Origin of the sequence: Rhodococcus sp. C3V (genome assembly GCF_029269915.1) — a bacterium.
In the GTDB taxonomy this organism is placed as follows: Bacteria; Actinomycetota; Actinomycetes; order Mycobacteriales; family Mycobacteriaceae; genus Rhodococcus_F; species Rhodococcus_F qingshengii.
In genome coordinates this window covers 163,692-181,784 of the sequence record NZ_JARJBE010000005.1, presented here as the reverse complement: position 1 = coordinate 181,784, position 18,093 = coordinate 163,692, and the positions used below count along the sequence as shown (strand labels likewise).

The 18,093-nt window shown below is 61.7% G+C and carries 16 protein-coding genes; 11 read left to right on the top strand and 5 right to left on the bottom strand.

Annotated elements, in window-relative coordinates:
- Positions 1 to 12 precede the first annotated feature (12 nt).
- Positions 13 to 915 (bottom strand): Lrp/AsnC family transcriptional regulator, encoded by a 903-nt coding sequence (locus P3G66_RS15725; RefSeq protein WP_054831672.1) that lies wholly within the window; start codon positions 913 to 915, stop codon positions 13 to 15.
- 224 nt (positions 916 to 1,139) lie between these two features.
- On the opposite strand from P3G66_RS15725, the gene P3G66_RS15720 reads away from it, so the two are divergent.
- Positions 1,140 to 2,855, top strand: coding sequence for an amidohydrolase (locus P3G66_RS15720; protein ID WP_003942831.1), 1,716 nt, complete (start codon positions 1,140 to 1,142; stop codon positions 2,853 to 2,855).
- Complete coding sequence (locus tag P3G66_RS15715; protein WP_003942898.1) at positions 2,855 to 4,189, top strand: MFS transporter; 1,335 nt, start codon at positions 2,855 to 2,857, stop codon at positions 4,187 to 4,189. Before P3G66_RS15720 ends, P3G66_RS15715 begins: the two co-directional genes overlap by 1 nt.
- A gap of 87 nt (positions 4,190 to 4,276) precedes the next feature.
- On the opposite strand, the gene P3G66_RS15710 is transcribed toward P3G66_RS15715, so the two are convergent.
- The 3 genes from P3G66_RS15710 to P3G66_RS15700 all read right to left on the bottom strand — a co-directional run bounded on the left by P3G66_RS15710 (position 4,277) and on the right by P3G66_RS15700 (position 6,982).
- Positions 4,277 to 4,810: an ANTAR domain-containing protein gene (locus P3G66_RS15710; RefSeq protein ID WP_232508961.1), complete on the bottom strand. Its 534-nt coding sequence runs from the start codon at positions 4,808 to 4,810 to the stop codon at positions 4,277 to 4,279.
- 168 nt (positions 4,811 to 4,978) lie between these two features.
- Positions 4,979 to 5,845, bottom strand: coding sequence for an alpha/beta hydrolase (locus tag P3G66_RS15705; RefSeq protein WP_276116829.1), 867 nt, complete (start codon positions 5,843 to 5,845; stop codon positions 4,979 to 4,981).
- Between the two features lie 90 nt (positions 5,846 to 5,935).
- Complete coding sequence (locus P3G66_RS15700; protein ID WP_276116828.1) at positions 5,936 to 6,982, bottom strand: LacI family DNA-binding transcriptional regulator; 1,047 nt, start codon at positions 6,980 to 6,982, stop codon at positions 5,936 to 5,938.
- A gap of 252 nt (positions 6,983 to 7,234) precedes the next feature.
- On the opposite strand from P3G66_RS15700, the gene P3G66_RS15695 reads away from it, so the two are divergent.
- From P3G66_RS15695 to P3G66_RS15675, 5 genes are all read left to right on the top strand, one after another.
- On the top strand, positions 7,235 to 8,689 hold the full coding sequence (locus P3G66_RS15695; protein WP_276116827.1) for an APC family permease: 1,455 nt from the start codon (positions 7,235 to 7,237) through the stop codon (positions 8,687 to 8,689).
- On the top strand, positions 8,686 to 10,290 hold the full coding sequence (locus P3G66_RS15690) for a N,N-dimethylformamidase beta subunit family domain-containing protein (RefSeq protein ID WP_276116826.1): 1,605 nt from the start codon (positions 8,686 to 8,688) through the stop codon (positions 10,288 to 10,290). The genes P3G66_RS15695 and P3G66_RS15690 overlap by 4 nt, the downstream gene beginning before the upstream one ends.
- Before the next feature lies 1 nt (position 10,291).
- Positions 10,292 to 10,654, top strand: coding sequence for a cupin domain-containing protein (locus P3G66_RS15685; protein WP_042921486.1), 363 nt, complete (start codon positions 10,292 to 10,294; stop codon positions 10,652 to 10,654).
- Complete coding sequence (locus P3G66_RS15680; protein WP_276116825.1) at positions 10,651 to 12,096, top strand: aminobutyraldehyde dehydrogenase; 1,446 nt, start codon at positions 10,651 to 10,653, stop codon at positions 12,094 to 12,096. Before P3G66_RS15685 ends, P3G66_RS15680 begins: the two co-directional genes overlap by 4 nt.
- 227 nt (positions 12,097 to 12,323) lie before the next feature.
- Positions 12,324 to 12,458 (top strand): hypothetical protein, encoded by a 135-nt coding sequence (locus tag P3G66_RS15675; RefSeq protein ID WP_003942853.1) that lies wholly within the window; start codon positions 12,324 to 12,326, stop codon positions 12,456 to 12,458.
- A gap of 14 nt (positions 12,459 to 12,472) precedes the next feature.
- Here P3G66_RS15675 and P3G66_RS15670 read toward each other — a convergent pair whose 3' ends face one another.
- Positions 12,473 to 13,126, bottom strand: a complete 654-nt coding sequence (locus P3G66_RS15670) for a nucleoside/nucleotide kinase family protein (RefSeq protein ID WP_276116824.1) — start codon at positions 13,124 to 13,126, stop codon at positions 12,473 to 12,475.
- Positions 13,127 to 13,250: 124 nt separating this feature from the next.
- Here P3G66_RS15670 and P3G66_RS15665 point away from each other — a divergent pair, with 124 nt between their 5' ends.
- The 4 genes from P3G66_RS15665 (at position 13,251) to P3G66_RS15650 (ending at position 18,062) form a co-directional block, all read left to right on the top strand.
- Positions 13,251 to 13,844 (top strand): TetR/AcrR family transcriptional regulator, encoded by a 594-nt coding sequence (locus P3G66_RS15665; RefSeq protein WP_003943069.1) that lies wholly within the window; start codon positions 13,251 to 13,253, stop codon positions 13,842 to 13,844.
- A 45-nt stretch (positions 13,845 to 13,889) separates the two neighbouring features.
- Complete coding sequence (locus tag P3G66_RS15660) at positions 13,890 to 14,768, top strand: crotonase/enoyl-CoA hydratase family protein (protein WP_223304467.1); 879 nt, start codon at positions 13,890 to 13,892, stop codon at positions 14,766 to 14,768.
- 14 nt (positions 14,769 to 14,782) lie between these two features.
- Positions 14,783 to 16,426, top strand: a complete 1,644-nt coding sequence (locus P3G66_RS15655) for an AMP-binding protein (RefSeq protein ID WP_276116823.1) — start codon at positions 14,783 to 14,785, stop codon at positions 16,424 to 16,426.
- Between the two features lie 82 nt (positions 16,427 to 16,508).
- Positions 16,509 to 18,062 (top strand): acetyl-CoA hydrolase/transferase family protein, encoded by a 1,554-nt coding sequence (locus tag P3G66_RS15650; protein ID WP_007730514.1) that lies wholly within the window; start codon positions 16,509 to 16,511, stop codon positions 18,060 to 18,062.
- Positions 18,063 to 18,093 lie beyond the last annotated feature (31 nt).

Here is an 18,093-nt window from a genome sequence, read left to right as displayed (position 1 = left end):
ATGACTTGGGAATTATCCGCGTACGTCCAGGCTGCGGGCGTAGTGCTCCTTGAAGACCTCGAGATGCGCCCACGATTCCAAGCCGCTGACACCGTCGATGCCCCGGATTCGCTCGGACAGGGCATGGAGGTCGTTGGACGAGTTGGCGGCGACCGTCGCGATCACGTCGTACCGTCCCAGGGTCCGCGCGAGGAATTCGATTCCGGGCAGGGACTCGATCTCCGATACCGCGTTGTCGTCCCGTGAGCCCAGATTGACGCCGATGCCCATCGCCAGCGTCCGGCCACCACCTCGCCGCTTGACGACAGCGCCGACGCGCAGTGCCGTGCTCGCGATCAGGTGATTGACGCGATTGCGCACAGCGCTCGGCGACAGGCCGGTGTGTTCGGCCAGCTCGAGAAAGGGCATGCGCCCGTTGCGTTCGAGCAGTTCGATCAAGGTAACGTCCGTCGAATCGAGTCGGATGTCGGCTTGTAAAGCGGTCTCGGGCATGAAGATTCCCTTGATGACGTCGACGTAGACCAGCGTGCTCACGGATCGAACGCCACGTTGTGAGCGGAGTTCGGCGATGGCACGGTACAGATCGTCGTGACTGGGTACCCGAAGTTCCGCAATCACGTTGTACTGCCCGCTGACTGCCGAGATGTAGACGGCGGCCTCGGATGCGATCAACGCGTCCAGCACCGGGGTCATCGGTCCGGACACTGCGATCGAGACGTGTGCAAGCGCCTTCAATCCGAGAAGTTCGGGGTGCGCGACGGCGACTACGGACACCGTTCCCGAGTCGAGTAGCGCCTGCACTCTGGTGGACACCGCCGCTCGTGGGGCGTCGACCGCCACGGACAGTTCGCGGTACGTCGCTCGCCCGTTGCGCTGAAGTGCGGCAATGAGCTTGGAATCGAGATCGAGCGTCATGGTTGCCCCAACTTTTCCAGAGATTTTTCTGTATGAGCTTCTTATTAGAACAGTCGCATGTGGCCATGGATGATGTGGATAAGTGCAGAAATGCTCGAAAACTCATACAAAAAAGTTATATACCGCCTGGTCTGAAACTTTGATGCATTGCATAGCTCCAGGTCAGGGCGTAGTTTTCGCTCAACACGCAGTGACCTGCACCACCATCTCGACGAAGGACCACCATGCGCAAGTTGCACACGCACGAAGCCTCGCCTCTCGACGCCACCGGCACGATCTTCACCGGTGCCAAGATCCACACCGTTGACGACAACACGGCAGGCGCTGAAGCGTTCCTGGTGTTCGGAAACCGCTTTGCCGCGGTGGGAACACTCGAGGAATGCCGCACCGAGGCGCGTCGGCTGAGCACTCGCACGACCGCGGTGGTCGAACTCGACGGCGCCACCGTCGTCCCCGGCTTCGTCGATCCGCACGCACACCCGTTGATGTACGGGCAGATGCTCAGCTGGGTGGACTGTGGGCCGGAGAAGGCACATTCCATCCCCGGAATCATTGCGCTACTTCAGGAAGCGGCGCTCACAGCTCCTGCGGGTGTCCCGATTCGTGGCTACGGCTACGAGCACCGCAACCTGATCGAAGGGCGCCATCCACTCAAGGAAGAGCTCGATCAGGTGGCCACCGATCGCGAGGTCTACCTCATGAACGCGAGCGGTCACGGCGGCGTCGTCAACTCCTTCACTTTCGACAAGCACGGCATTGACGCGAGCACCGAGAATCCTGCCGGTGGCGAGTTCTTCCGAGATGCAGACGGTGAACTCACCGGTGAGCTCTCTGATGCCGCGTGCAACATCCTCACCGGCGTCAACGGAGTGAAGGTAGGTCATCACGGACCCAACTTCCATCTCGAGGACGAGCCGGAAGAACACCTTCGTCAGCTGTCGGTCGCTCAGGACAAGTTCCTGGCCGGCGGCGTCACCACCATCGGCGACTGCCAGGTGACCCGTCGTGAATTCGACATGTACCTGCGTCTGGCCGAGCAGGATCAACTCAAGACCCGCGTCAGCATGTACATGCTCAGCCACCTCCTCGATCACGTCATCGACACGGGAATGCACGGCGCCTTCGGCAATTCGCGGCTCGCGTTCGGCGGCATCAAGTTCTACGCCGACGGCACTCTCGGCGGCTGGACCGCATACTTCCCCGACGGTTACGTCGGGGACCCGTGCCGCACCGGGCAGCTCTATCACGAGCCTGCGGACTACTCGGATCTGATTGCCAAGGCGCATTCGGTGGGTCTGCAGACCGCCACGCACGCTCAGTCTCCGACCGCCATCGACATGGTGCTCGATGCCATCGAAGCTGCGCAGAAGGCTCACCCCGACGCCGACGCTCGTCACCGCATCGAGCACTGCGGTCTCCCGACTGCCGAGCAGATCGCCCGGATGAACCTGGCCGGCGTCTACCCGGTGAACCAGCCGCAGCACTACTACAACTGGGGCGAGGGCGTCACTGCTGCGATCGGTACGCCGGGTGAGCGGTTCAACCCCCTCGGCGAGTTCATCGCTGCCGAGGTTCCGGTGACCATCAGCTCCGACGCCCCCGTCGCCGAGCCCAAGCCGCTCGAAGCAATTCAGGCAGCCGTGACTCGTGTCACGCGTCAGGGCCATCAGCTCGGCTCCGATGCACTCCGCATCACCGCCGACCAGGCATTGCAGGCTCACACGCTCAACGGTGCGCGTGCGCTGGGCCGTGAAGCAGAGCTGGGCAGCATCTCGGTCGGCAAGCGGGCCGACTTCGTCATTCTGGGCGCGGATCCCCTCGAGGTTCCGGCCGACGCGATTGCGCAGATCGAGGTCCGAGAGACCTGGATCGACGGCGAACTCGCACATTCAGGTCATAACCACCTATTGTCGAGCACTTCGACCACCGAGGAAAAGTAATGAACCGAGAGCAACAGATCGTGAAGGCCCGCAAGGCGGGATTTGCAGCCTTCGTCGGTACAACTATCGAGTGGTACGACTTCTACGTGTATGCCACGGCAGCAGCCCTGGTGTTCGGTGACATCTTCTTCCCACCTGGAACCGACCGCCTGACCGGCGTTGCGGCGGCGTTCGCGACATACGCCGTCGGTTTCTTCGCTCGCCCGCTCGGCGGAATCGTGTTCGGCCATGTCGGTGACAAGATGGGCCGACGCACCGCATTGGTTGTGACTTTGACGCTGATGGGTGCAGGCACGTTCCTCATCGGCATGTTGCCCACTTACGCGTCGATCGGGTTCTGGGCGCCGTTACTGCTGGTACTGCTCCGCTTCGTCCAGGGCTTTGCCGTCGGCGGCGAATGGGGCGGCGCGGTCCTGATGGCCGTCGAGCATGCACCCGAGGACAAGAAGACCTTCTACGGCGGTTTCGCTCAGCTGGGCAACCCGGCCGGCGCGCTCCTGGCCACAGGTTTCTTCAGCATTCTCTCCACCTTCGGCGACGACGCTCTGCGCGAGTGGGCTTGGCGACTGCCGTTCCTCTGCTCGGCGCTGCTGATTCTCGTCGGCTTGGTCGTTCGCCTGAAGGTCGAAGAGTCCCCGGTTTTCGAATCCGAGGTGAAGTCCGCGGACGTACCGGAAATGCTCCCGCTCAAGTACGCGCTGGTGACCAACTGGCGCCCGATCATCCTGGGCATCGGCATTCTGCCCGTCGCAGTCGGCGGCTACTACCTCGTGACGACCTTCATCACGGCATACGCAACCGACCCCGATGTCGGATTGTCGGAGACGTTGATTCTCAACGCGCTCAGTGTCGCTGCAGTGGTCGAGTTGATCGCGACTCTCGGCGTGGCGTGGCTCGGCGACAAGGTGGGACGCGTCCGCGTCGTCATCTGGGGCCTTGCGGCAGTCGCGATTCTCGCAGCGCCGCAGTTCCTGGTGCTGAAGTCCGGATCCGTGTTCCTGATCTTCCTGACCTTCGCTGTCATGCGACTGGTGCTGGCGGCCACGTACGGCCCGATCGCCGCCGTCCTGTCGCAGATGTTCAAGCCGCAGGCCCGCTACACAAGCATTTCGTTGGCGTACCAGGGTGCAGGCGCGATCTTCGGTGGGTTGTCTCCGCTGGTGTCGACGCTGATGTACAAGGCAACCGGCAGCATCTGGCCGGTCATCGCACTGCTGATCGGCATGTGCGTCCTGAGCATCGTCTGCCTGCTCTTCGCTCCGCAGCATGTGGACGAGGCGACAGATACCGACGGTGCTCCGCAGGGCCTGAACAAGGAATCGGCTTCCGCCTGACAACTGAAAACACAACAGCCGGGGCAGTACACGATTTCCGTGTACTGCCCCAGCTGTCGTTTCAGGTCAGTTGTCGCTCAGCGCCGGTTACGCGCCGACGAGATGGCGATGAAAATGATCGCTGCGGCGGTGCGCCTGGCTGAGATTTCTGATCTCACGCAGCCAGAAGTGAGACGCCAGCGCGTTGTTGCTTCCATAGCCGGTGCCGGACGTGTCCTCGTCGATCAGGGCGACAAGCGCTTTGATCAGGCTGGTGACCTTGAGGTTGTTGGTCTGAGAATGTCGGACTAACAGCTCGGCGGCTTCGTCGGTGCTGCAACGGTAGAGGGTGCAGACGATTTCGATGGCGCGCTCGCGGATCCGGCCCGAAGTAGTCGGGATCCGTAGACCGTTCGTCGAGTTGCCGTTCGCCTGGTTGTTCGTGTCGTTGGGGTGAATCATGGTGTTGATCAAGGTATTCCTTTGAACCGCATGGGTTTTGGGCCCGTGCGGTGTGTAGCGCATGTTGATACTGGTGCAGTCGGTACGCGATTGGCGGCGGACTCCGTCGGAGTCTTCGGCCTGGTCAACAATCTGCGGGACTGATGAAAGTGCGTAGTGATCAAAGGCGCGGGTTTGCACCGAACTGGAAGTCTGCCCCTGGAACGAATACTGGAACTGTTGTCCCGGGCGAAGCGACCGGCTGCCTGACTGACGGCTGCCCTCTGATAACCCCACCGTACGTCATGGAGTTGGTTTCAGCTAATCCTTTTGCGGGCGATCGTGCTCACAGTAGGCGGTTTTACCTGCTCAGGGAGTGTTTACGCGGTCGATTATTGCTTGCTTGGTGATAGCCCAGGCGTCGCTTGTCGGGTTGCCGAAGTCGCCGTGGCCGACGCCGGGTAGTTCGATCAGGTCGACCACGTCGCCTGCTGCTCGGGCTGCACGGGCGTAGCGCCGACTCTGTTCGATCGACACGACCTTGTCTCCGAGCCCGTGGATCGCTGTGACAGGGAGGCCGGTGGGGAGGTGTTCGATCGGTGATGCGATGCGGTAGCGATCAGGATGATCGGTAGGCATGCCGCCCAGAAGATTTCGAACAAAACGATCTTTGCCCGCGGTTGCGGCGAGCGTCATGTCGAAGACGCCGGCCATGATCGTCGCCGAGCGAACCGGCACCGAGAGGTCGGGTGCCGGAGCATCTGCACCCTGTTGTGAACGCGACGCCACCCAGGCGGCCAGTTGCCCACCCGCGGAGTATCCGGCGATGTGTACACGGCTCAAATCCAGTCGCCCGGAAGCCTTTTCCTGCACGATGTCGGCCAGAGCGTTGGTAGCCGCAACGGTATCGGACAGCGTCGTCGGCCAACCGCCCTGTCCACCCACGCGTCTGTATTCGATGTTCCAGACCGCAATTCCGTAGGGGGTCAGCGTTTTTGCCCACGCACCCGCGTACTCGAGATTGCTCTTCTGCGCCCAGCCGCCGCCGTGGATCAATACGACGACCGGCAGATCGTCCTCCGACCCGGCTGGAAGATACAGATCGCCGAAAGTGTCTGCGGCGGCGGAGTATGCGATGCGCACCGGAGCGACGTTGCGGTCGAGGCCGGTTGCGCTGCTGACGGATGCGAGGAGGGCGAGTACACAGACGAGCACTACGGCGAGATACCCGGCCAAGCGGTCGCGGGAGCGGTGCGCGATGACCTGATTCCTCTCGGCAGGCGACGGACGATAATTCGTAAATCAGTCTATCGGTGCCAGGTGAATTTATGGTGTGAGCGAATGGGCCGTGCTCGCGCGCACGCGGAGTTCGCTACGCGTATAGCTCTGAACTGCGGGTTCGTCACCGTTGACCAGAGCCAACAGCGCATGCACGGCCGCTGCCGCCTGTTCTTGGGGGAAGAAGTCGAAGGCGGTGATCGGGGGCTGGGAAACCAGCAGGGCGGGTTCGTCACTGTCCTGTGCAATCAAGACGTCACCCGGAATCGACAGCCCGAGATCGAGGGCCGCTCGCGCCGCTGGCGGGGCGCAACCGAGAATCAACGACAGGATCGCGTCAGGCGGAGTCGAGGAGTCGAGGGCCTCGCGGGTGGCCGCATACGCGGCGCCGATGAGGCCCTCGACGGTGCTGGCGCCCGGAAACGACGTCAAATCCTCGCTGGTGCGTGGTGCCACTCCCCGGGCGCGGCACCACTCGAAGTAAGCGAAAGTCGTTGCGCGGGTCCACTCCGAATGCATTCCGGGAGTGAGGACGAGAATGTCCCTTGCGCCACGTTCGGCGAGGTGGTTCAGAAGAGTTTCCGTGGTGGAGACGAGGTCCGGTGAGGTGGAGTATCCGAACTGCCCGGAGTGTCCAGGACCCACTGCGACAGAGGGGATTCCGATCTTCTGCAGAACCTCGACGCGTGGGTCGACGACCATCGGGTCGACGACCAGTACGCCGTCCATCTCGATGCGCCGCAGTCCGTTCGGATCTTTCATCGACGGCAGTAGTAGGAGTGAGTGATCGGCGTGGAATGCAGCCTGGGTCGCGGCGGTCGCCACACGCCCGTACCAGTCGAAATTGAGGTACTCGGCCGATGACAGTTGGTCGGGAGCGGGGAGCATCAGCCCGAGGGTGGCAGTCCGACCCGACCTGAGATTCTGGGCCGACCGATTGGCACGGTATCCAAGGCGGTCGGCAACCTCTTGAACCCGAGCGCGAGTGGCCGCGTCGACCCGGCCCTTGCCGTTGAGTGCATAGGAGACCGTGGACACCGCGACGCCGGCGGCGCTCGCGACATCGCGAAGCGTCGGAGTGTTCGGCGTGGACATCGGGGTCGTTCCTCTACTCGCTGGTCGGTTTCTACCCAAGAGTAACGCCCGAACAAACGGCGCTGCTGCAGTTGGTGGACCGTTGCCCGAAGAAGGCGAATGCCGAATCGTTTCATCGCAGCTATTGACACTGCTGAAACGATTGGGCACGCTCATGGAACGCCAGTCGAAGGCCGAATGATTTTCCTGGACACACATGGCGCACTCGTTCCAGTCCAAGCGCATAATTGCGATAACGCACGGAGTCACTCCATGACCGACAACACCGACCCGCGAAGGGTGGGCACAGCTCCCGACCCGCATCCGCCCGGAGCCACTCCGGGGCTTCGTAGGGGGACGATCAACAGCAGACATCTGGTCTTCTTCGTCATCGCCGCAGCGGCACCGCTGACGATCCTTGTGGGATTCGCGCCACTGGGTCTGATGGTTTCCGGCGCTGCGCTTCCGGTGGGGTACGTCGTTCCCGGGATCGTCTACCTACTGTTCGCCGTCGGCTTCACGGCGATGAGCAGGCATATCCGTGGTGCGGGTGCGTTCTACGCCTACATCACCGAAGGGCTCGGAAAGACAGTCGGCGCGGGGTCCTCCGTAGTGGCCTACGTCGGGTACCTCGGCGGCCAGATCGGGTTCGTCGTCGCATGCGGCATCTTCACCTCGTCGACCTTGGACAGTCTGTTCGGCATATCCGTGCCCGTCTACGCATGTGCACTGACAATTGCTGTTCTGGTCGCTGTCGTGGGATACAACCGGGTGGACATCGGCGCCAAGGTGCTTGCAGTGCTTATGGCACTCGAGCTCGGCGTGCTCGCCGTCTTCTGCATTGCGGTCCTTGTCAAAGGCGGACACGAAGGGCTCTCGCTGACCAGTTTCTCGCCCTCCACCTTCCTGACCGCCGGCTTGGCCAGCGTCTTTGTTCTGACCTTCACGTCGTTTGTCGGTTTCGAGCAAACAGCGATCTACAGCGAGGAGGTCGTCGATTCCAAGCGCACGGTCTCCCGCGCGACGTACACGGCGGTGATCGTCCTGGCGGTTGTCTATTCCTTCTGCGCCTGGGTGATCGTGCAGGCTGTTGGACCGAGTCGGATGGTCGACTTCCTCGGCGGTGATCCCTCGGAGCTGATCTTCGACCTCAACAGTGAATTCGCCGGAGAGACGATGACCGACGTCATGCACCTGCTCATCGTGACAAGCTTTTTCGCGGGGTGCCTGGCACTCCACAATGCGTGTAGTCGCTATCTACTGGCCATGGGCCGTGCGCGAATCTTGCCCGTGGTTCTGGCGAAGGTGTCACCGACGACTGGTACGCCCAGCGTCGCCGGAATTGTTCAGGGCGTTCTGGTGTTCGTCGCGATCGCAGGATTTGCGCTGACCCCGGCAGATCCGTACACGGAGGTTGTTCTGTGGACGAATACCCCCACCATCATCGCCGTACTTGCTCTGCAGATCCTGACCTCGATTGCCGTGGTCCGATTCTTCTCGACGGGAGCTAGGGGAGAAGGCTTGTGGCAGAGGCTGATCGCGCCCTCGCTCGCTGCCGTTTCGCTCGTCGTGGCTCTCGGATTCCTGCAAGTGAACATGGGCACCGTGACTGGGTTGACCACAGCTCGGAATCTGTTGTTCGTGGTGCCACTGGTCGCTGCTTTCGCAGTGGGGGTCGTTCGGAGCCTGTGGGTTCGTAACCACTCGATCGAGGTGCTGTCGGTATGAGCGAATACGCATGGTCGGTCCCCGGAGGGTTGGTCGAACGTCCCGGAATTGTTCCGGGCGCTCCAGAGATATGGGTCTATGCGGACAGGTTCTCGTACTTCGGTGGTGACACCGTCTCGATCCGAGTGCATACCACCGCAGAAGAATACGACCTCGAAATTGTTCGAGACGGCACCCGGCCGCAACAGGTCGCGCAATACTTCGGTCTGCCGGGCAAGCAGCAGCAGACGCCTGCCGATGCGTACGCAGTGGGCTGCGACTGGTCGGAATCCCTTGCTGTCGAATTAGATCCGAAGTGGACGTCCGGCATGTACTTGGTTTTGGTCCGGATGCTCCACGAAGGGGTGACTATTGAGCGGGAGGGCTTCTTCGTCGTCAAGGCGCGCGAACCCGAGCACGCCGACTTCGTACTCATTCACACCACCAGCACGATGTTGGCTTACAACGACTGGGGTGGGGCAAACCACTACCGAGGTGTTCCGGACGGCTCCGGCGATGTGCCGACACCGATTTCCTCGACGCAGCGTCCTGTCGCGCGGGGGATGTTGCGCAAACCCGAGGGCGCAGCACGCAACATCCACACCGACACACCGGGAATCGGATGGATACCCCGTCACCCGCCGTACGAATGGGCGTGGGTGAACGGCTACTCGCGTCACCATGCGGACGCCTTCTGGGCCACTTACGAGAGGCCGTTCACGGTCTGGGCGGAAGAGCAGGGGTTCCGCGTCCACCACGTGACACAACACGATCTGCATAACGATCCGTCAGCGCTGCAGGGATATTCATGCGCAGTTGTCGTCGGTCACGACGAGTACTGGTCCTGGGAGATGCGTGACTGCATAGACGATTTCGTCGAAGAGGGTGGTGGTCTGGCGCGATTCGGTGGGAACTTCCTGTGGCAGGTACGCCTCGAAAACGACGCACAAGTCTGTTACAAGAATCCGTTCGACGATCCGATGCGAGAAGTCGACCCGACCCGGGTGACGACGGCGTGGGATTCGCCCGAGGTTGCCCGACCGGGAGCGTGGACGATGGGTTTGACCGGCATGGCCGGTGTCTACAATCGTTACGGTGCAACAACTCCCAGGTCTTCGGGTGGTTTCACGGTATACCGGCCGGATCATTGGGCGTTGAACGGAACCGACCTGTACTACGGAGACAACTTCGGGATCGCCCCGATCTGTGTTGCCGGATTCGAGATGGACGGCGTGGATTTCACGTTCCGGAAGGGCCAGCCGTATGCGACCGGCGTCGACGGCGCTCCCGAGGATCTGGAGATCATCGCGATGGCGCCGGCAGTTTCGGGTTCGCGGGACAAATGGAACGGGAAAGTTCCGATCGGTGCGCCTTTCGCCGAAGTGCAGGGAATCATCGAATGCTTCTACGGCAGTGAGCCTCCAGATCACCTTCGTGATCTCGAATACGGATCGGGAATGGTCGCCTGTCACAAGCGAGGTCTCGGCTCCGTGTTCAACGCAGGTTCCACCGAATGGGTGAACGGGCTGATCCATCACGATCCGTTCACCGAACGAATAACTGCAAACGTACTGAATCTGTTTGCTGCACGAATTTCCAGCTCCAACACGAAGGAAAAATGACATGAGTGTCAACGACATTCGAACGTTCGGGCCAGGGCAGGGGACGCGGTTCATCCCGGAGTGGGGTGACGACGCGAGCCCGAACTGGTCGGAATCCGAATGGAGGTCATTCGGAGATCCGAACGGGGAATACTTCGGCGGTGGTTGGGAGGGCGAGCCCGGCACGCTCTTGTGCGACCCGTATCCGTACGACGAGGTCTGCATCATGATCAGCGGCCGGGTGGCGCTGATCGACCTCGATGGAAACCGTCGCGAATTCTCTTCTGGGGAAGCATTTTTCGTGCCGCAGTCGTTTCGCGGTACCTGGGAGACGGTTGAGCCGTCGAAGAAGTTCTTCGTCGCGCTCCCCGGATCGCGCTCATGACGGTGGAAACTTCGATGACTGTCGCAGCGTTTGGTCACGTGATCGACGGAACGTGCGAGAGCCCGGCAGGTAGACTTTCCGTGCTGGTCGATCCGGTGACCGACAATCCATATGCCCGTGCTGCCGTCGGTTCCGCCGATGACGTCGATCGAGCCTGCCGTTCGTCCGAGAAGGCTGCGCGGTCCTGGCGCCGGTCCACCCCTGCGCGCCGTCAGGAGTTGCTGCTGGCCCTTGCGGACGCGCTGGAAGCAAACGCGAAATATTTCCTCGAGGTCGAATGCCGCAGTACTGGAAAGCCTCTCAGGCAGGTGCGAGACGACGAGATCCCGCAGTGTGTTGACTTTCTGCGGTACTTCGCGGGTATTGCCCGCTCTCTGCCGGGCGTTGCCGCAATGGAGTACACGGAGGGTGCTACGTCTTATGTCAGACGTGAACCCATTGGCGTGATCGGTGCGATCGCTCCTTGGAACTACCCGTTGATGATGGCGGTCTGGAAGATCGCGCCGGCACTCGCGACGGGAAACACCCTCGTGCTCAAGCCGGCCGAGGAGACGCCGGAAACCGCGGTGATGCTGGGAGTGCTCGCAGCGCAGATCTATCCGCCCGGGGTGTTGAACGTAGTGTGCGGCGATCGCGATACCGGAGCCGCGCTCGTCGCTCATCCGGTTCCTCGGATGATTGCGCTGACGGGATCGACGAGAGCGGGTATTTCGGTCGCAAAGGCCGCGTCGGAAGACGTCAAGCTGTTGCATCTCGAACTCGGAGGCAAGGCACCCGCCGTTGTTTTCGCCGACGCGGACCTCGACGGCGCAGTCACGGGGATTGTTGCCGGAGCCTTTTACAACAGCGGTCAAGATTGCACCGCTGCGACGAGAATTCTCGTTCAAGAGGAGGTTGCGGAGGATTTCACCGAGAAGTTGACGGCTGCGGCCGCGGACTTGAGGTTGGGAGGACCGGAATCGGGCGATTGTCTCGGCCCCCTGGTCAGCCGCGCTCACCGTGATCAAGTGGCGGAGTTGGTAGAGAGACGCTCAGCAAATACGAACGTATGTATTGGCGGGGGAAAGCCAGCTGGACCTGGGTTTTTCTATCTGCCGACTGTTATTTCCGGGGTGCAGCAGGAAGACGAGTTGGTCCAGGAAGAGATATTCGGGCCGGTTGTCACCGTACAGTCGTTCTCCACCGAGGCTGAAGCGATCGAACTTGCGAACGGGACCAAGTACGCTCTCGCGTCGAGCGTGTGGACGTCCGACCACGGCACCGCGATGAGGATGACGGCCGAACTGGACTTCGGCTGCGTCTGGGTGGGAGCCCACGGAATGCTCGCCGCTGAGATGCCTCACGGTGGCTTCGCCGGGTCGGGTTACGGCAAGGATCTGTCGGAGCTCGCACTGGCGGAGTACACGAGGGCCAAGCACGTCATGCATGTGACGAGCGTCTGACTCCTCGGCAATATACAACGACGGCCATCTGCCCGCGCTGCGGGCCGGTGGCCGTCGTCGTGTCTCGGTGGACCTGCAAGCTACTGTTTAAATATGTTGCAGTGCAACGTATGTGGAGACAGTTTTCGTTGATCTGCGTCGCGAATGCCGATAAAGTGACGTGTGCAACATTGCGCACTTCGGCGCACATTCAACCCCACTTTCAATTCTGACTCCAGGAGACTGTCATGGGTTCATCCGACACCGATCTCAAAGCGCTCGACAGCGTTATCACCGTCGCCGGTGCATTGGCGGCGATATTCGGCGGAATCGCCGGAGTTGCCGGGCTGGCAACTTTTCTCGGAACCGGCGGCGGTTCTTAGGTTTTCAGCTGACATCACTGAGTCTTGGACCGTTCGATTCTGACGATCAGATCCGCGCGTGACCTGACTGCGCTGATCAACTCGGCGTTCGGCTGATCTACCCGTTTCACCCACTCGGCAGCCGCTTCGGAACTCTTTCCGAAGCGGCTGTGGCGTTTCACCAAGCGCTTCGTCCGAGTTTCCTCCGGAACGTCGAGATACCAGACCTCGTCGAGTGCTGCTCGCACTTCCTGCCATCCACCACTGGGTAGGAGGAGATAGTTCCCCTCGGTGACTATCAGCGGTGTACATGGGTCGACGGCCGTTGTGCTGCCTATCGATTCGTCGAACTCGCGATCGAAGACCGGAGCATAGACCGTCGAGTTCGAGGCTCGGAGTCGGCGTAGTAGAGCTGCGTACCCGTCGACGTCGAAGGTGTCCGGTGCACCTTTGCGTTCATGCCTGCCGAGTCGGTCGAGTTCCCGATTGGCAAGATGAAAGCCGTCCATCTCGACGATGGAGCAACGAGAACCCAATTTCCGCACAATTGCCTGTGACACCGTCGACTTTCCGGCTCCCGGTGCGCCCGTGATGCCGAGGATTCTCCGACCGTCGTCGGTGATCAGGGAAGCAGCGCGTGAAGCAAGTTGGTCGAGCGTCAGCGAGACGGTCGGCGGTGAGGTCGTCACGTGTTGCTCCGATCAGTCCGAAGGGCCGGTGCATCGAGAGTACGCCGGAGGCTTTCGGCCATTGACAGTCTGAATGGACTGTGAAACTGTGAGCCATGCCACTCGAGAAGTTGGAGGTGAGACCGTGACCCTGCGCGATGCGCAGCGCGAAGCGACGCGCCACCGGATTCTCGATGCGGCAACGGATTTACTGATAGCGGACGGTTATTCATCTCTGACGACGCAGTCGGTGCAAACCGCTGCCGGAGTCAGTCGGGGCGCTCTGCTGCACCACTTTCCGAACATGCAGGAGCTCACTGCGGCGTTGGTGTCGAACATCGTCGTACGGAACGAGGTGGCGGTAAGAGCTGCCATGTCTCGGCAGGATTCGTCGGTAGACACGATCGAGAACTCGATCTCCGCTCTGTATTCGGCGTTGACTCAGCCGCCATTTCAAGCGGAACTCGAACTGTGGTCCGCAGCGCGGACGGATCCGGTGTTGGCCGAGGTGCTCCGGGAATCGGAGCGAATCGCCGGACGGGATCTGCGGCGAGTTGTCCACGACGCTTTCGGTCCCGAAATTGTTGCTTCCGAGAACTATTCGCAGATTGCAGATCTGACGGTGCTGATGCTCCGTGGTTTGGCGCTGTCCCGGGCAGTGCAGAAGAGCGACGCGTCTGCGCGTCGTTCGATCAGTCAATGGGCAGGCGTCGTTCGCCTGCTCCTCACCCAGAACTAGCGCAACTCGTTCCGAGCGAGGCGCGCTCTGTCGACAGGACCGATGATGACGGATTTTGCGACCCTGAAGTACGAGACGTCCGGTGGTAAAGCGTATATCACGCTCAACCGCCCCGATCGGCTCAACGCGATCGACGACCGGATGCCGTCGGACATTCGAAACGCGGTGGCAGCAGCCAATGACGACGACGAGGTCCGTGTGATCGTCTTGCAAGGTGCGGGCAAGGCGTTTTGTGCCGGGTACGATCTCAAGAAGTTTGCCGAAGGCGACCTTGACGGAAAGTGGAACCAGGGCCCGGTCTGGGACCCCATCAAGGACTTTCGCGGGATGAAGCAGAACACCGACGACTTCTTCACGCTCTGGCGATCGCTCAAGCCGACGATCTGCAAGGTTCAGGGATATGCGATTGCCGGTGGAAGTGACATCGCACTGTCCTGCGACATGCTGATCATGGCCGACGACGCTCGCATCGGATACCCGCCTGCGCGTGTGTGGGGTTGCCCGACGACGGCAATGTGGGTGTACCGGCTCGGCGCCCAGCGTGCCAAGCGAATGCTGTTGACGGGAGACACCATTGACGGTGTCACTGCGGCTGACTGGGGATTGGCGCTCGAAGCGGTGCCGGCCGACGAATTGGACTCGGCGGTGGAAGCGTTGGCGGATCGCATCGCCGGTGTTCCGCTCAATCAGTTGGCCATGCAGAAGATGATGATCAACCAGGCGTACGACAACATGGGATTGCAAGGCACCCAGGTGCTGGCAACCCTGTTCGACGGAATTACGCGTCACTCCCCGGAGGGGCGCTGGTTCAAGGATTTTGCCGAGCGCGACGGATTCCATGCCGCGGTTCAGTACCGCGATTCCGGACGCAAGATTCCAGACGGAGGCGGGCCGCTCCCCGCGTCCGACACCCCTCCTCGATAGAAAGTGGATGTGAGATGAGCAGTGTTCTCGAAACGTCGTACTTCCCCGCTGACGTGTCGGACCCGATTGCGGAACAAACGGTGGGCGGGCTGCTGCGAGAGTGCGCCGCGGACTCGCCGAATCTGGTTGCAATCAGAGAAGTAGTTCCGGCGCAATCGCATTCGTTGTCCGGGGCCGCCGAAACCGATCGCACGTGGACCTTCGCGCAACTGCTGGACGAAGCGGAGGGGTGTGCGCACTACCTCTTGTCCCAGTTCGATCGCGGAGACAGGATCACCGTCTGGGCTCCGAACGTTCCGGAGTGGATGATCCTGCAATACGGCGCCGCGCTCGCCGGGATGGTTCTGGTGACTGCCAATCCGGCGTTGGGTGCGGAGGAACTCGCGTACGTCCTGTCGCAGTCCCAGTCCCGCGGGCTCTTCCACACCGGAAAGTTCCGCGGCGGTGACATGGCAGCGGTGGCGTCCGAGGCGATTTCGAGTGCGGGAGAGGAGGTTCTGGCAGTCAACTTCGAAGACTGGGATCGTCAGGTTCGAGGTTGGACGGGCGAGCGAGGCGCTCTGCCGGAAGTCTCTCCCGATGACAATGCGCAGATTCAGTACACGTCGGGAACCACCGGAGTTCCCAAAGGTGCTCTGTTGCATCACCGCGGATTGGTCAACAATGCCGATTTCGTGAGTCGGAGAGGCCGATTCCCTGAGCGGGGTTCGGTTGTGTCGGCCATGCCGCTGTTCCACACCGCCGGGTGCGGGATCCTGGTTCTCGGCGCCGCGCAGCGAAGAATGTCCATCGGCCTGATCCAGTACTTCGATCCGACTGCGGTTCTCGATGCGGCGGAACGCTTTCACGCTGACGTGGTCAGTGGAGTGCCGACGATGCTGATCGCGATGATCAACGACGCCAGCTTCGCGAGCCGCGACTTCTCGGCCTGTTCGGTAGTCGTATCCGGCGGGTCGTCGGTCCCGCCCGAACTCGTCAGCACGGTGGAGTCGGCCTTCGGGGCGGGGTTCAGCATCGTCTACGGACAAACCGAGGCCAGCCCCGTCATCACACAGACCAGCCCGGCCGACACCCACGAAGACAAGTCGGAGACGGTCGGACTCGCGTTGCCGCAGGTCGAGGTGAAGATCTCCGACGTCGTGACCGGGGACAGCGTGCCGCTCGGCGAACAAGGCGAGATCTGCGCGCGCGGGTACCTCGTCATGACCGAGTACTTCCGTAATCCGGAGGCTTCGGCCGACACCGTGGACAAGGACGGTTGGTTGCATACCGGCGATTTGGGGACGATGGACGAACGTGGATACGTCCGGGTTACCGGCCGCCTCAAGGACATGATCATCCGCGGCGGTGAGAACATCTATCCGCGTGAGGTCGAGTCCGTGATCTTCACACATCCGAAGATTCTCGACGTGGCGGTCGTGGGTGTGCCCGACGAGGTGTGGGGTGAGCGAGTTGTCGCCGTCATCCGCTGGAAGGACGAGTCCGACCAACCGACCGCCGCTGAACTGGTCGAGTTCTGCACCGAGCGACTGGCGCGCCACAAGGCGCCCAAGGAGTGGTTCAGCGCGGAGGCGTTCCCACTGACAGGGTCGGGCAAGATCCAGAAATATCGAATTGCGAGCCTGGTCGGCGAAGGCGTGTACGGCGTCGTCAACTGATCGGTGCTCATAGCATGTCGGAGCGATTCTGTCTGGGTTATCCCCGTAAATCGCTTCGACGTGCCCTGTTTATCCTGGTGCCGTGAGTTCAACCTTCGGTGAGACCGGACACAACGCCACCTCCAACCGCATTCGCGCCACAGCGTTTGCGTCGAAGGTGATGTCCGCGTCCGACGCCGTGAAGTTCATCAACCCGGGCGACACCGTCGCGATCAGCGGTTTCGCAAGCGCCGGTACACCAAAGGTTGTCATTCCGGCCCTGGCCGAGCGCATTCACCGGACCCGCGGCAACGGATCGAACTTCACGATCAATCTCCTGACCGGCGCTTCTGTGTCCACCGAGACCGAAAGGCTGCTCGCGGAGGTCGACGGAATCGCGCTGCGCATGCCGTATCAGTCCGAGGCCACCGCACGTCGCCGGATCAACGACGGTCGTATGGACTACGTGGACATCCATCTCTCCCACGTGGCTCAGCAGGTGTGGGAGGGCTACTACGGCAACGTAGACGTCGCGGTGGTCGAGGTCGCCGGTATCACCGAATCAGGGGAACTGATTCCCTCCGCGTCGATTGGCAACAACAAGACCTGGCTGGACGTCGCCGACAGGGTCATCCTCGAAGTCAACTCGTGGGTGCCCGAGGCGATGGAAGGTATTCACGACGTCTATTACGGCACCGCGCTGCCGCCGCATCGCAAGCCGCTCGAGATCATTCGTGTCGAGGACCGGATCGGCCAGACCACGTTCCGAGTGGATCCCACGAAGGTTGTGGCCGTTGTCGAGACCAACTGCCGTGACAGCGCGAGCCCTCTCACTGCACCCGACGCCGTCAGTGAGGCGATCGCCGGGCACGTCCTGGAATTCTTCGACTTCGAGGTGCGCGCCGGACGGATGCCGGCCGATACGTTGCTTCCGCTGCAGGCGGGCATCGGCAATGTCGCCAACGCGGTGCTCGGAGGGCTCGATCGGGGGCCGTATCGCGGCCTGACCTGCTACTCCGAGGTCATCCAGGACGGGATGCTGAAGCTGATCAAGGACGGAACGGTCGCGCATGCGTCTTCGACGGCTTTGGCGCTCACCGAAGAGGGCATCGAAGAACTGACCGCGAACATCGACTTCTACCGCCACCACATCACTCTCCGTCCGCAGGAGATCAGCAACCACCCGGAGGTGGTGCGCAGGCTCGGAATCATCGCCATGAACGGCATGCTCGAGGCCGACATCTACGGCAACGTGAACTCGACGCACGTCATGGGGACGAAGATCATGAACGGAATCGGCGGCTCGGGGGACTTCGCCCGCAACGGCTACGTGTCCATGTTCCTGAGCCCGTCGACGGCCCGCGGCGGTGAGATCTCGGCGATCGTGCCGATGGTTCCGCACGTCGACCACACCGAGCACGACACTCAGGTGTTGGTGACCGAGCAGGGGTTGGCGGATCTGCGCGGTCTGTCGCCGCGGCGACGCGCGCGCCTGATCGTCGACAAGTGTGCTCACCCGGAGTTCCGGCCACTGCTCCACGATTACATCGCTCGCGCCGACGCTCAACCGGGTGCGGGGCAGACGCCGCACATCCTGGGCGAGGCATTCTCGTTCCATCAGCGGTACATCGACACGGGTTCGATGCGCCTTTCGTGACGCCAGGCAATGCTGCCGGCAGTGAGAGAAT

What these genes read in the sequence shown, in the direction of transcription:
- P3G66_RS15725 (WP_054831672.1), bottom strand. Translation starts at nt 915, where the DNA reads ATGACGCTCGATCTCGATTCCAAGCTCATTGCCGCACTTCAGCGCAAC.
- P3G66_RS15720 (WP_003942831.1), top strand. Translation starts at nt 1,140, where the DNA reads ATGCGCAAGTTGCACACGCACGAAGCCTCGCCTCTCGACGCCACCGGC.
- P3G66_RS15715 (WP_003942898.1), top strand. Translation starts at nt 2,855, where the DNA reads ATGAACCGAGAGCAACAGATCGTGAAGGCCCGCAAGGCGGGATTTGCA.
- P3G66_RS15700 (WP_276116828.1), bottom strand. Translation starts at nt 6,982, where the DNA reads ATGTCCACGCCGAACACTCCGACGCTTCGCGATGTCGCGAGCGCCGCC.
- P3G66_RS15695 (WP_276116827.1), top strand. Translation starts at nt 7,235, where the DNA reads ATGACCGACAACACCGACCCGCGAAGGGTGGGCACAGCTCCCGACCCG.
- P3G66_RS15690 (WP_276116826.1), top strand. Translation starts at nt 8,686, where the DNA reads ATGAGCGAATACGCATGGTCGGTCCCCGGAGGGTTGGTCGAACGTCCC.
- P3G66_RS15685 (WP_042921486.1), top strand. Translation starts at nt 10,292, where the DNA reads ATGAGTGTCAACGACATTCGAACGTTCGGGCCAGGGCAGGGGACGCGG.
- P3G66_RS15680 (WP_276116825.1), top strand. Translation starts at nt 10,651, where the DNA reads ATGACGGTGGAAACTTCGATGACTGTCGCAGCGTTTGGTCACGTGATC.
- P3G66_RS15675 (WP_003942853.1), top strand. Translation starts at nt 12,324, where the DNA reads ATGGGTTCATCCGACACCGATCTCAAAGCGCTCGACAGCGTTATCACC.
- P3G66_RS15660 (WP_223304467.1), top strand. Translation starts at nt 13,890, where the DNA reads ATGACGGATTTTGCGACCCTGAAGTACGAGACGTCCGGTGGTAAAGCG.
- P3G66_RS15655 (WP_276116823.1), top strand. Translation starts at nt 14,783, where the DNA reads ATGAGCAGTGTTCTCGAAACGTCGTACTTCCCCGCTGACGTGTCGGAC.